The sequence below is a fragment of the Streptomyces sp. NPDC098101 genome (assembly GCF_044760185.1).
GTDB lineage: Bacteria > Actinomycetota > Actinomycetes > Streptomycetales > Streptomycetaceae > Streptomyces.
This window is the reverse complement of record NZ_JBIWAS010000001.1, coordinates 779,270-792,667: the sequence shown is the minus strand read 5'-3', so window position 1 is coordinate 792,667 and position 13,398 is coordinate 779,270. Positions and strand designations below refer to the sequence as shown.

Annotated in this window: 8 protein-coding genes; 1 reads left to right on the top strand and 7 read right to left on the bottom strand. The window is 73.8% G+C overall.

The window, feature by feature from the left end:
* Nucleotides 1-91 precede the first annotated feature (91 nt).
* The 7 genes from ACIQVI_RS03210 to ACIQVI_RS03180 form a co-directional block, all read right to left on the bottom strand.
* Nucleotides 92-2,587 carry a penicillin acylase family protein gene (locus tag ACIQVI_RS03210; protein WP_403590354.1) on the bottom strand — a complete coding sequence of 832 codons (2,496 nt, stop codon included), beginning with the start codon at nucleotides 2,585-2,587 and terminating at the stop codon, nucleotides 92-94.
* A 48-nt stretch (nucleotides 2,588-2,635) separates the two neighbouring features.
* Nucleotides 2,636-4,216 carry a serine/threonine-protein kinase gene (locus tag ACIQVI_RS03205; RefSeq protein WP_403590351.1) on the bottom strand — a complete coding sequence of 527 codons (1,581 nt, stop codon included), beginning with the start codon at nucleotides 4,214-4,216 and terminating at the stop codon, nucleotides 2,636-2,638.
* Nucleotides 4,213-5,022, bottom strand: coding sequence for a serine/threonine protein kinase (locus ACIQVI_RS03200; RefSeq protein ID WP_403590348.1), 810 nt, complete (start codon nucleotides 5,020-5,022; stop codon nucleotides 4,213-4,215). Before ACIQVI_RS03200 ends, ACIQVI_RS03205 begins: the two co-directional genes overlap by 4 nt.
* A gap of 448 nt (nucleotides 5,023-5,470) precedes the next feature.
* The gene (locus tag ACIQVI_RS03195; protein WP_403590345.1) at nucleotides 5,471-7,498 is read right to left on the bottom strand and encodes a family 43 glycosylhydrolase; all 2,028 of its coding nucleotides are present in this window, start codon (nucleotides 7,496-7,498) and stop codon (nucleotides 5,471-5,473) included.
* A gap of 77 nt (nucleotides 7,499-7,575) precedes the next feature.
* Complete coding sequence (locus ACIQVI_RS03190) at nucleotides 7,576-9,072, bottom strand: hypothetical protein (protein ID WP_403590342.1); 1,497 nt, start codon at nucleotides 9,070-9,072, stop codon at nucleotides 7,576-7,578.
* Nucleotides 9,073-9,118: 46 nt separating this feature from the next.
* Complete coding sequence (locus tag ACIQVI_RS03185; RefSeq protein ID WP_403590339.1) at nucleotides 9,119-10,663, bottom strand: peptidoglycan DD-metalloendopeptidase family protein; 1,545 nt, start codon at nucleotides 10,661-10,663, stop codon at nucleotides 9,119-9,121.
* Nucleotides 10,664-10,789: 126 nt separating this feature from the next.
* Nucleotides 10,790-11,773 (bottom strand): esterase family protein, encoded by a 984-nt coding sequence (locus ACIQVI_RS03180; RefSeq protein ID WP_351971366.1) that lies wholly within the window; start codon nucleotides 11,771-11,773, stop codon nucleotides 10,790-10,792.
* Nucleotides 11,774-12,446: 673 nt separating this feature from the next.
* On the opposite strand from ACIQVI_RS03180, the gene ACIQVI_RS03175 reads away from it, so the two are divergent.
* Entirely contained in the window at nucleotides 12,447-13,397 is a 951-nt protein-coding gene (locus tag ACIQVI_RS03175) for an aldo/keto reductase family oxidoreductase (protein ID WP_403590335.1), read from the top strand.
* Nucleotide 13,398 lies beyond the last annotated feature (1 nt).

The following is a 13,398-nucleotide window of genomic DNA, read 5'->3' as shown; positions in this document are numbered from 1 at the left end:
CTGCGCGATGTCCCCCTGGGGGATGTGCTGCGCGGTGTCCCGTGCGGTGTTCTTGTCATGGCGTTCCCTTTCGTGAGGGTGCGGAGCGGTTTCAGTCCAGGACCTTGATCCGCAGTTCCGGCGAGGCCGCGATCTGCTCCTCGGTGAACCGCCCGGTGACCCATCCGCTCGCCGCGAACAGCCTGGTCTGGTCGGCGTGGTGCGGCGAGGTCGGGTCGGCCGACTGGGAGTAGGCCGTGACGGAGTACGCCTCGGGCGGACCGTCTGCGGTGAACCGCACCTGCTGGACGAAACTGGATCCGAAGGTGACGTCGAACTTCCCGTCGACCCGTCCGGGAGTGATGACGTTCAGCACGCCCAGCTCGCCGAGCGAGCCGTGGATCGGGATCTGCTCGCCGGCGCGGGTGATCCGCTGGACGTCCGACAGCTGCGCGTTCAGCGGGACGCCCGCCTTGCGCAGCGCGAGTACGGCCCGGGCGAGGGCGTCGCGGACGGCGGAGTTCCCGGAGTCCAGCGAATTCGGCGTGTGCACCGGGCTCTTCGGGTCGAAGGGGACCTTCCACGGCAGGTCCCCGAGCTTCTTCCCGCCGCTCAGGTACGCCCAGTAGTGCGCGAACAGCCAGGATCCCCGGCTGTCCGCCGTGAAGTCGTGGCTCTTCCAGGCGGCGAGGACCGGGCACGCCTCCCGGACGTCGACCAGGTTGCCGTCCACCAGGACGAGTCCGAAGGGGACGTCCCGGCAGGCCTTCACCGTGGCGTCGAGGGTGAGGTCGGCGGCCCTGCTGTTGTCGGAGAAGAGCAGTCGCCCCATGGTCTCCGGCGTGAAGCCCCGGCCCGGGAGGCCGTCGGTGCCGTCGATCCGCTTCCGCGCGGTCAGGATCAGTTCCTGGGTGCGCAGCGACCGGGGCGCCGCCGTGTCGCCCATCACCCGGGGGTAGGACAGGGGCTGTTCGGGGTGGGCCAGCCAGGGGCTGTCGTTGGCGTTGCCCACGAAGTCGGACCGGATCAGGCGCGGCTGCGCGTGCGGGTCGAGGAGGCCCGGCGCGGCCGCGTCGGGGTCGTCGGGCCAGTCGCAGGCGCTGCGCTTGCCGTCGAGGATGGAGACCGGCGGGGCGTTCGACCCGGGGACCGTCTGGTGGAAGAGGAGCTTCCCGGTCTCGGTGAGGCACGCCCGCGCGTGCTCGTCGGTGATGTTCGGTACGGCCTGGATGTTCGCGTACAGCGCGTTGCCCCCGCGGTCGGCGGCGACCGTGTTGAAGAAGGGGACGCCCTGGGTGGTCTCCAGGACGTCCACCACGTCGTGGACGTCCCGGGCCCGGTCGAGGCCGAACCAGGTGTTCAGCGCCCGCAGGTTGTCCCTGTTCGGGTCGCGCACCACGTGCGCGCTGACCACCCAGGGCAGCGGGTAGCCCATGATCGAGTTCGTGACCGGCCCGTAGCGGGTGGACCACAGGGTCCGGGTGACCTTGCCGAGCGAGCCGTCCGCGTTCCGCACGTCGACGGAGACCCGCTGCGAGGTCATCTTCTCCCAGGCGCCGTCGACCAGGTACGTGGTCGGGTTCAGCGGGTCGACCTGCACGTCGAAGAGGCCGAAGGGGGCCACCGTGGCGACGGTGTGGCTCCAGGCGACGTCGTCGTTGTGCCCGATGTTCACGGCGGGCAGCCCGAGCAGACTGGCGCCGGAGACGTTGAGCTTCCCCGGGATCGTCAGGTGGCTCTGCCACATCCGGTTCTTGCCCTGCCAGGGGAAGTGGGGGTTGGCGAGCAGCATCGCGGTGCCGCCTGAGACGCCCTGCGAGCCGACCGCGAGCGCGTTGCTGCCCATGCTGTCCCGGCGGTTGGCCTCCAGGGCGGCCCGGATGCCCTTCGCGACCTCCTCGGGCTTCGCCGGCTTCACCGGCTTCGAGGGCTTCGCCTGGCCCGCGTTCCCGGCGGACGCGGACGCCGCCGACGCGCCCGGGGGCACGGCGTTCACCTGTCCGTCGAGGAGGGCGTCGGCTCCGCCCATGATGATCTCGGCGTGGGCGTGCCGGTAGACGTCCAGCTCCGTGATCGGCCGCACCCAGGCCGCTCCCTTGCAGGCCGGGTCGGTGATGCCGGACGCGCCCGTCTCCGCCAGGTACCGGTTGTACCCCCGGACGTAGCCGCGCACGGTCTCCCGGACCTCCGGCTCCGGCCCGTCGGGCGCGGGCAGGTCGAGCAGCCGCTCCACCACGCGGTCGTCCTTGAGGCGCTGGAAGTACAGGTCGCTGTTGAGGTTGGTGGTGGTGTCCTGGTTCTGCCCGGGGCTCGCCCTGCCGTCGGGGCCCAGGTACCGGGACCGCTGGGCGTCGACCATCAGATAGGTGTCGGCCAGGACGCAGACGTTGTCCTTGGCCGCGGCGTACCCGTAACCCGTTCCCAGCCCCTCCCAGTCCGAGGCGATGATGTGCGGGATCCCGTACTCGGTGTAGCGGATCGTCGGCCGGTCCGGTCCGGCGGCGGGCGTCGCGGCGGCCGGTGTTCCGGTGGAGGCCGTCGTGCTCGTCACCGCCAGCGCGGCCATGACCGCGACCGGCAGTCTCGCTCTGGTTCTCCTGCGTGGCACGGAGGCGTCCTTCCCTGGGGTACTGGCCTTCGCCCGGACGCGGCCACGCTAGGGAGGACCGATGAAATCCCGATGACGCCACCGCGTCTCGGCGCACCGGGGCAGCGCCGGGCGGTCCTTCGTGCGGACGGCGGGGAGCCAGGCGCCGGACGGTTCGGAGCCGTACGGGAGGCGGACGCGGAACCACCGGGTGGACCGCAGGTCCTCCTCGTCGACGACGGGCTCCCCGTCGGGCACCTGGCAGTCGGCCGTGAGGAGGTCGCCGTGCCACACCCGGGTCGGGACGACGTTGTCCGCGGTGTACGGGCTCCGGGGGTCGACCGCCAGGCCGAGGCTGCACTGCGGGTCCCGGTCGGTCCGGTCCTGGCAGCCCCGCTCCGCGTTGAAGACCCGGACCGTGCCGTACGGCGTGGCCGCGCCGCCCTGCGGTGCGGGGGCGCCGCCCCGGACGGCGTCCGACCAGAGGGTCGCGCCGGCGGTTCCGCAGAGCGCGGCGGCGAGGACGACGGCACGGGTCCTCCGGCCGCGCGGCCGTCCCGCCGCCGCCTCCCGTTCCTCCGGCCGGGCGGCGGCGCGGGCGAGCAGGCTCTCGGCCGTGTGCGGGGCGCGGGCCGCGTGGGTCGGGGCGAGGCAGTCGGTGACGAACGCGCGCCAGAACGGGGGCAGGGCGTGGCTCGTCCGGAGGGGCGCGCGCCCCTCGCCGTACGCCTGGACGGCGGCGCCCCGTGCGACGGGCGTGGCCCCGGGGAACGGCGGGACGCCGGAGGCGAACAGCTCGTGGACGACGATGCCGAGGGCCCAGACGTCGGCGCTGGGCCGGATCCGGACGCCGAGCTCTCCGAGGGGCGCCCGCCAGCGCTCGGGCGGGAGGTAGTCGAGGGTCCCCATCGGGGGCACGTGGCCGTGGGTGCCGGTCAGTTCGGTGGCGAGGCCGAAGTCCGAGAGCTTCACGGAGCCGTCCCCGCCGAGGAGGACGTTCTCCGGCTTGAGGTCGGCGTGGACCCAGCCCGACCGGTGGAGGTGGGCGAGCCCTTCGCAGATGCCCTCGACGATCCGGCCTCGATCGGCCTCGGGCACTCCCGCGTCGATGAGGTCGCGGAGGCTGCGCTCGGCCCGCTCCATGACGAGCACGATCGCGCCGTCCAGGGAGGGGCGGTCCGGCGCGGAGAGGACGAAGGAGTCCAGGAGGCCGATCAGCCGGGGGTGTCCGGCCCTGCGGCCGAGTTCGACCTCGCGGCGCGCGGACTCCACGATCCCCCGGGCCTGACGCGGCGCGAGCCCGGCGGTCGGCATGATCTTGAGGGCGACGTCCGCCCCGCTGGTACGGGAGGCCCCGTCGGTACGGGAAGCCACGTCGGTACGGGAGGCCCCGTCGGGCCGGGAAGTCACGTCGGTACGGGAAGTCACGTCGGTACGGGAAGCCACGTCGGTGCGAAAGGCCATGTCGGCGCGGGAGGCCCCGTCGGCCCGGTCCTCGGGGCCGCCGGCCGGACGGCCCGCGTAGACCGTGGCCCAGCCGCCGGATCCGATCGGTTCGACGACCTCCCACCGCCCCACCCGGTGGCCGGGCGGGAGCAGGTCCGTACCGTCGCGTCCCGTGGTGCCGTCCACGGCGTGCGGCGGTGTCATCGCGCGGTCTGCCGCTCCCGCCCGCCGGCCCCGGTCACGGGCGGCAGCAGCGCGAGGTGTTCCTCCCGTACGAGCCCGAACCTGAGGGCGAGCCCGACGATCTCCTCCCGTTTGCCGTTGCGGCGTTCGCCCTTGCCCGGGTCGTGGGCGCCGGGGACCTCGATGCGCAGCTTCTCCTCGGCGAGGTAGTCGATGTGCGAGCTGATCGCCCGGGCGGTCAGGGCGGCGTGGGCGGGATGGGCCCTGAGCCGCTCGGCGATGCTGGGGGTGGTGGGGACCGCCACGCGGGACTGGTCGCGCAGGCGCGGCTCGCAGAGCGCGACGAGGACGAGGAAGTAGGTGGCGGTCTCGTCCAGGGAGTACGCGGTGACCGTGCGGCTTCCCCAGGGGCCGTCCACGGCCTCGGGGTCGAGGTAGACGTGGTCCGGTGCGAACACCTGGAAGGAGACGGGGGTTTCGCCCCGGGCGGGCAGGACGACCCGGGCGAACTCGAAGGGGACGGGCGCCCCGACCCGCCGGGGCGGGACCCTGAGGTACTCGCCCGCGCCCTCCGGGTTCTCCACCAAGTAGCTGTGGCTGGTGCTGTGGTTCGTCAGCTGCCAGTGGTCGTCGGTCACGCGGATCTCCCCGGCGAGCCGGGAGACCGCCGCGTCGGCCAGGCGGAGTTCGACGGGGACGGCCGGGGAGCCGCGCCCGAAGCGGGCGACCTCGCCCGGGCCGAGCCGCAGCGTCACCGCGCCGGTGCGCCGTTCGTCGCCGTCGGCGCCCCCGACGCCCTGCGGCAGATGGACGACTACGCCGCTCACCGTTCCCCCCGTTCCCCGTCCCGGTTGTCGGACGAGCGGAACGATACCCACCCGTCCGGGCGGTTCACCGCCGTGCTTCGGCCACTTCGGCCGGGACTCGACGTTCGGGTTCCACGGCCGTCCGGCGGGCGGGCGAGGGGGTGTTCCGGGGCGCGGGGCCGTCCCGGCCGCGTTGTGACGCGGGACACCACGACTCCCCCGCCGAAACGGTCATGAGAGCTTTTTTCCGGTTCCCGGAACGGCGGAAGGTGGCGTTCCGGTGTCTGCGGGGAGACGGGCCCCGGCGAGAGGGACCCCGACCCGGGGCGGACACAAGGTGGGAAAGGTCACTGCCCCGGACGGCGGCGGAGGCCGGTCCTTCACGGTCTCCGCCCCGCCGGTCCCCCTTTCTCCCGCACCTCTCTTGGCGCGATCCGAGCGGCCCGGCCGGAGACCGGAGCGGCGGGGGTCAGCCGGAAGGGGTTCCGGACACGAGCGGCGCGACCGGGCGGTCGCCGAACGCGCTCCACGGGCGCCAGCCGCCGCTGGGCCGTTCCTGCACCCGGGTGCGGACCAGTCCGTCGGTGGTGACGGCGAGGACGTGGATCCGTCCGGTGGCGTCGACCGCGGCCGTGGGCGTGGCGGCGAGCCGGAGACCGGGCTCGCCGAACTCCCGGGCGGGGTCCCAGGGTCCGCCGGGGCCGGTCTGCCAGCGGTGTACGAGCCGGGCGCCGCCGGGGGCCAGGGAGAAGGCTTCGAGGCGCCCGTCGGCGTTGACGGCGAGCGCGGGGGCGGCGGCGCTCCAGCCGAAGAGCGGGAGCCACTCGTCCCAGCCGCCGCTCGGCACGGTCTGGCGCCGGGCGAAGGTTCCCGCGCCCGAGGGTCCGACGGCGGTGACGGTGAGCCGCCCGCCGCCGTCCCTCGCCGCGCGCGGTGCGGTCCCTGCGACGGTGCCGAACCGGTGCCACGCGGCGGTCCAGGCCCCGCCGGGGCCCTCCTGCCACCGGTGCCGGATCCCGGAGCCGCCGGGTTCGAGGGCGAAGACCTCCAGGCGCCCGTCGGCGTTGACGGCCACCGAGGGAGGCGCGCCCACGGCCCCGCAGAAGCCCGGCTCCCACGGGTCCCAGTCGGGCGACCCGGGCGTCCGCTGCCGGCGCCGGGCGACGGAGGCGCCGCCGGGGCTCGGCGCGAAGACCTCCAGACGGCCGGCGGCGTCACGGGCGACGGCGGGGGCGGCGCCCGCCGGGCCGCCGAACTCCTCCCAGCCGTACCAGCCGCCGTCGGGCCGCTGGACCCGGTGGTGCAGGTTCGCTCCTCCCGGCGCGAGCGAGAACACCTCCAGGCGGCCGTCCGCGTTCCGGCCCAGGGTGGGGACCGCTCCGGCCGGGCCGCCGAAGGCCTCCCAGCCCGACCAGGTGTCGGCGGCCGGGTCGAGCTGGACGCGCCGGAGCATCGAGCGGTCGGCGGCGGCGAGCGCGAACACCGTGAGGCGGCCGGAGGCGTCGAGGGCGGCCACCGGGTTGTCCGGGCTCTGCCAGGGCGGCGGGGTGTCCCGCCACTCCAGGGGCGCCACGTACAGCCCCTGCCGGAACCAGCCGGCGGCACTGGCGTACCAGGTGTCCCCGTCGGCGACCACCTCGACGGCGTGGCCGGCCACGTGGCCCGCGTACCCCGTGACGTCGAAGCGGTGGGGGTCGCGGGACGCCAGGACGTCGGTCCCCTCGTAGCCTCCCCTGGGGCCGAGGAACAGGTAGTACCAGCCGTCGCGCGCGACGACGTACGGCGACTCGGTGACCGAGACGGTGGCGTCCGTGCTCGCGTCGGCGAAGGCCACGCCCGGCGCGCTCCAGCGGACGAGGTCGGCGGACCTGCGGTGGGCCACGACGTGGTGGCCGCCCGGGCCCGAGAGCTCGGTGTAGTACATGGTCCAGGCGTCGCCGGTCCGCAGCACCATCGGGTCGCGCGCGACGAGGCCCCGGAAGAGCGGTCCGGACGGCTCGCGGGTCCAGGTGAACAGGTCGGTGGAGGTGGCGAGGTTGATCGCCGCGCCGCTCGCGCCGCCGGCGGCGTAGAACATCCAGAACCTGCCGTCCGCCTCGATGACGTGCGGCGCCCACAGGTGTTCCTCGCCGTGGTACGACGGGTCGACGGTGAGGGCGTCGGCGTGGGTGGTCCAGGGCCCGTACGGGGTGGGGGCGGAGGCGTGGGCGAAGGAGGTCTCCGCCGCGCTGTCCGGGGACTCGCCGCGCGGGGCGCTGTTCCCGACGATGCTGAACAGGTGCCAGCGGCCGCGCGCCCTGATCAGCGTGTGGTCGTTGAGGTAGCGCGGACCGGCGGCGGTGGAGGGGTCGTACACGTGCGTGAAGGGGCCCGCGCCGATCCACCTCGGGGCCGGGACGGTCCCCGCTATCGCGGCGGTCGCGCCGGCTCCGAGGAGGGGGAGGGCTCCCGCCGCCGCGGTGCCCCGCAACAGGTTCCGTCTGCTGATCGGTCGCATGTACGTCTCCGGAAAGGGGCCCGAGGCCGGCCGTGCGGGGGGCTCGGCCGGCCTCGGGCCGTGAGGGTGGGGGCGGGTCAGTCGAGGGCGGGCCCCGCGGTGTTGTTCACCCAGGCCCAGTCGGACCAACTGGCGAACCCGGTCTGCCACTTGTGGTAGACGCCCGCGCGGCTGGTACCGAAGACCTCGATCCGGCCGTCCGCGTTGGTGGCGGCGACGACCTCGGTGCCGCCGGTGCCGAAGGTCTCCCACGGGCCGTAGGGAGCGTTGACCCCGGTCTGCCAGATGTGCGCGGCCGTACTGCCGTTGATCGCGAACACCTCGACGCGCCCGTCCGGGGTGCGCTCGCTGCTGAGCCGCGAGTCGGCGGGCCCGCCGGTCGGCTCCCATGCGGACCAACTCGTGGCGCTCGTCTGGTACTTGTGGAAGACCCCGACGGGTCCGGAGGCGAACACCTCGATCCGGCCGTCGGCGTTGTGGTCCACGGTCACGTCCTTGCCGCCGCCGCCGAAGTCCTCCCACCGCGACCAGCCGCCGCTCGGCGCCGTCTGGTACTGGTGCTGGAAGGTGTTCCCGTTGATCGCGAAGACCTCCAGGCGTCCGTCCTTGGCCTTCTCCATCTCCACCTGGCTGTCGGCGGGGCCGCCACCGGTCGGCTCCCAGTCCGACCAGCCACCGTTCGGCGCCTTCTGGTACTTGTGGAACAGCCCCACCGGACCTGAAGCGAACACCTCGATCCGACCGTCCGCGTTGACCCCGGCGGCCACGTCCTTGCCACCGCCACCGAAGGACTCCCAACCCGACCAGCCACCCGACGGGGCCACCTGGTAGCGGTGCTGGAAGGTGTTCCCGTTGAGCGCCAGCAGCTCCAGGCGCCCGTCCGCGTTCGGCGCGATCGCCAACTCCGCGTTGCCGGGACCGCCGAGGGGCTCCCACGCGGACCAGGCGCCGTTCGCCTCGACCTGCCAGGCGTGGTGGATCCCGTCGGCTCCGGCCGCGAACACCTCCAGACGCCCGTCCGCCGACCGCGCCGACACCACACGGCCCGACTCCGCCGGGTAGACCAGGGGCTTGGGGCCGGGTTCGCCGGGACGGCCGAGGCGGTCCACCGCCGACCGCGCCTCGCCCAGGTGTCGCTTGTGCGCGCCCTGGTTGTAGGTGGACCAGGGCTGCCAGTTCGTACCGCCGGAGGAGATGCGGAAGGCCTCGTCGGCGTTGCACTGGGCGTCGTACGCGCAGGCGTCGCCGACCTCGGAGTGCCAGTAGTCGTTGATCTGCCACAGGCCCCGGTCGGTGGAGGGGGGCGTGTTGTTCTGGACGTTGGACGCCGACGGGTTGCAGCTGGACTCCGCGAGGGCGACGGCGACGGCGGTCACCAGGCTGTCGCCCCGGAAGCCGGCGTTGTACCCGACCTGGGCGCACAGGTCGCTCGGGGCGGCGTGGGCGGGCGAGGCCCCGACGAGGACGCCGGCGGCGACGAGCAGGGACGTCAGGACCGAGAGAGCGAACCGGTGCGGGGCGCGGCGTCGGGGTGGCGTGGTGCTCGTCGGCGAGAAGCGCTGGACGCTGGTCACCTGCTGTCTCCTTCGGTGTCGTGGTGCGTGGGGTGGGCGTGGCGGGTCAGTCGAGGGCGGGGCCCGCGGTGTTGTTCACCCAGGCCCAGTCGGACCAACTGGCGAACCCGGTCTGCCACTTGTGGTAGACGCCCGCGCGGCTGGTACCGAAGACCTCGATCCGGCCGTCGGCGTTTCCGGCCGCCGTGATCTCCGTACCGCCGGTGCCGAAGGTCTCCCACCCGCCGTACGGCGCGTTGACCCCGGTCTGCCAGATGTGCGCGGCCGTACTGCCATTGATCGCGAACACCTCGACACGTCCGTCCGGGGTGCGCTCACTGGTGAGCTGCGCATCCGCCGGTCCGCCGGTAGGCTCCCAGTCCGACCAACTCGTGGCGTTTTTCTGATACTTGTGGAAGACGCCCACGGGCCCGGAGGCGAACACCTCGATCCGGCCGTCGGCGTTGTGGTCCACGGTTACGTCCTTGCCACCGCCACCGAAGGACTCCCAACCCGACCAGCCGCCGCTCGGCGCCGTCTGGTACTGGTGCTGGAAGGTGCTCCCGTTGAGCGCGAAGACCTCAAGACGCCCGTCGGGCGACTTCCCCATCTCCACCCGGCTGTCGGCGGGACCACCGCCGGTCGGCTCCCAGTCCGACCAACCGCCGTTCGGCGCCTTCTGATACTTGTGGAACAGCCCCACCGGACCCGAGGCGAACACCTCGATCCGACCGTCGGCATTGACCCCGGCGGCCACGTCCTTCCCGCCCCCGCCGAAGCCCTCCCAGCCCGACCAGCCACCCGACGGGGCCAGCTGGTAGCGGTGCTGGAAGGTGTTGCCGTTGAGCGCCAGCAGCTCCAGGCGACCGTCCGCGTTCGGCGCGATCGCCAACTCCGCGTTGCCCGGGCCGCCGAGGGACTCCCAGGCCGACCAGGAACCGTTCCGTTCCGTCTGCCAGGCGTGGTGGATCCCGTCGGCTCCGGCCGCGAACACCTCCAGACGCCCGTCCGCCGACCGCGCCGACACCACACGGCCCGACTCCGCCGGGTACACGAGCGGCTTGGGGCGCGGACCGCTGCCCGGGAGGCAGGGCAGGGTGATGCCGCCCTGCGCGAGGTAGATCTCGGGGTCGATGCCGTACGAGGTGGAGGCGTTCGCCCAGATCCGCAGGTGGAGGTGGGGGCCGGTCGAGTTGCCCTCCTGGCCCATCAGCGCGATCTGCTGGCCGGCCACGACGCGGTCGCCGACGGAGACGTCCCGCCGGTACATGTGCCCGTACTCGGAGATCTTCCCGTCGGGGTGCAGGACGCGGATCCATTGGCCGTAGTCCGATGTGTAACCGGAGATGGTCACCTCTCCGTCGCCCACGGCGTAGATCGGCGTTCCGACGGCGTTGGCGATGTCGACGCCGTTGTGGCCGCTGTGGAAGGGCTGGCTCACCATGCCGGCGGCCGGGCACGCCGAAGCGGACACGGCGGCCGCCGCCCGGGGCGCGGCCGGGGCGGCGGCGGCCGGAACCGCCAGTGCGGGCAGCAGCGCGGCCGCCAGGACGAGGACGCGGCTCAGCACGCGTCGGGAAAGACCGGGGAATCCGGAGGGACCGGGAGACACGGAACGCTCCTCACCTTGGGGGGTCTGGCTTCGCATCGGGACGGGCGGCCCGCTGCCGGGGTGTCGTGCGGAGGACGCGGAAGACGCGGAGGGTCCGGAGGGCGCGGAGGACAACGAGGACTCCGCTCACGCCTTGCGGAGACGGGCGATGACGCCGTCGATGTCCCGGCGCATCATGTCGTGGCGGATGAAGTGGCCGCCCGACGGCTCGTGCCACTCGTGCGGGATTCCCGCGTTCCCGAGGAGGGAACGGAACTCCCGCTGCCCGGCCAGGACATGGGTCTCGTTGGCGGTGTCGAACCAGTTCACCGGGTCGGGGCTGGTGCCGGCGACCAGGAAGACGCGCTTGTGGCGGTAGCTCTCGATCCGCTGGACGGGGTTGTCGGCGTTGACCCGGGCCTCGTCCCAGAACGGTGCTCCGTAGACCGTGCCGCCGCCCAGTTCCAGGGCAGCGGAGGTGGCGTTGGCCCAGTGGACCACCATGCCGTTGTCGCGGCGGAGGCTGGCCGGGCCGGAGTGGGCGCTGACGGAGGCGAAGTGCCCGTAGTACTTGGCGGCGTACTTCAGCGCCCCGAAGCCGCCCATCGAGAAGCCGGACACGGCACGGCCGTCGTACTCGGCGTAGGTGCGGAAGTTCGCGTCGATCCACGGGATCAGCTGCGCGATGTGGAAGTGCTCCCAGTTCCGCGGGCCGACGTTGGAGCTCACGGGGTTGGAGTACCAGCCGGTCCGGCCGCCGTCGGGCATGACGACGATGATCGGCTTGCCCGCGGTCCAGGCGCGGACGCCCTCGCGGTCGAAGGTGATGAAGTCCTGTTCGCCGCCGTGGAGGAGGTAGAGCACCGGGTAGCGACGGCCGCTGCCGTGGTAGCCGTCGGGCAGGAGGACGTTGACGGCGGGGTTCCAGCCGATCGCGCTGGTGGCGAACCGGTAGTACCACATGCGGTGGTCGGTCTCGCCGCGCTCCACGATGCGCAGCCCGAAGCCGTCTCCGACGGCGGAGGCCGGTCCGGCCGCGGCCAGGACGCCCGCGCCGCCCAGGGCCGCCGCGGCCGAGAGGCCGCCCGCGGCCCTGAGGAGGTTCCTTCGGGAAGGGTGCTGTGCGCTCAACGTGACCTCCGGGTCGGAAAGCGTGGGAAGGCGCCCGGCGCGGCGGAGAGCACCGTTCCGCCACCGGACCGCGCGGACCCGGCGGCCGGGCCGTGTGGCCGGGCGGTCTGGAACGTAGCAACGGGGTGGCGTCCGGGAGACCCCGGAAGGTTACGGACTGACAGCCGGGGGCGCGTGGGTTAGGGGGCCCTACCGGACGGGCCGGACACCGCGCACCCGGCGTGACACCCCTACGGGGTGTACGCCTCGGGCCCATGGCGGAGGATCCGGCGTTCCCGGTGGCCCGGAGGGGGCGCCGCTGCCGACCGGGGTCGAGGTGTCCGGCGTACGGGGGCGGGACGCGGTGCGCGGGGGACGGGCGGACGGGCGGACGGGCGGACGGGCGGACGGGCGGACGGGCGGACGGGATACGCGTACGGGCGCGGCCGTGGGTACGGGTACGGCCGTGGGTACGGGTACGGGTACGGGCGCGACCATGGGCACGGCGCGACCGTGAGTACGGGTACGACCGGTCTTCGCGCCCCGCGCGGGAACGGCAGGGCGGCCGCATTCCGCCGCGTGCCGCCCGGGGTAGCATTCCACCGGCCGATCCACCAGCGGCCCACCACCGGTCGGGCGTGCCGGCCGGCCCGGTGCCGGGTCGGTCGCCCCGTGCCCCGCAGGAGGCTCCCTCGTGACCACATCCCCGAGAACGGAGCGGCTGGTCCTCGGCTGCATGGGGCTCGGCGGCCCCTGGGACGCCGAGTCGTACGCGGCCGCCGACGTCGAGGCCGCGGAGAGGGCCGTCGAGGCCGCGCTGGACAGCGGGATCACCACCTTCGACCACGCCGACATCTACGGGCAGGGCAAGGCCGAGGCGGTCTTCGGCGAGGTCCTGTCCCGGCACCCCTCGCTCCGCGCGCGCATGAGCATCCAGTCGAAGTGCGGCATCGTGCTCTCCCGCGGCGACCGGCCGGGCCTGTACGACCTGCGGGGCTCGTCGATCCGGCGGAGGGTCGAGGAGAGCCTGACCCGGCTGCGCACCGACGTACTGGACACGCTCCTGCTGCACCGTCCCGACCCGCTCGCGGACCCCGAGGACGTGGCGGAGGCCCTGCACTCGCTGCACGCGCAGGGGCTCGTCCGCCGGTTCGGCGTCTCCAACATGAACGCCCCGCAGATCGCCCGCCTCCAGGCCCACCTCTCGCTGCCGCTGGCGGTGAACCAGCTGGAGATGAGCCTGGCCAGGCGCGACTGGCTGGAGGACGGGGTCCTCGTCAACACCCCGGCCTCGGCCGCCAACGGCTTCCCCGCCGGCACCGTCGAGCACTGCCTGGCCCACGGCGTCGGCCTCCAGGCGTGGGCGCCGCTCGCCCAGGGGCGCTTCACCGGGCGGCAGGAGACCAAGGAGGAGCACGCCACCGCCGATCTGGTGGCCCGGCTGGCCGAGGCCAAGGGCACGACCCCGGAGACGATCGTCCTGTGGTGGCTCCGGCGGCACCCGGCCCGCATCGTCCCCGTCATCGGGACCACCAGCCCCGCCCGCATCAAGGCCTGCCGGGACGCCGCCACCGCCGAACCGCGCCTCACCCACGAGGAGTGGTACGAGCTCTGGATCACGGCGCGCGGCACGCCCCTCCCCTAGG

What these genes read in the sequence shown, in the direction of transcription:
- ACIQVI_RS03205 (WP_403590351.1), bottom strand. Translation starts at nt 4,216, where the DNA reads ATGACACCGCCGCACGCCGTGGACGGCACCACGGGACGCGACGGTACG.
- ACIQVI_RS03195 (WP_403590345.1), bottom strand. Translation starts at nt 7,498, where the DNA reads ATGCGACCGATCAGCAGACGGAACCTGTTGCGGGGCACCGCGGCGGCG.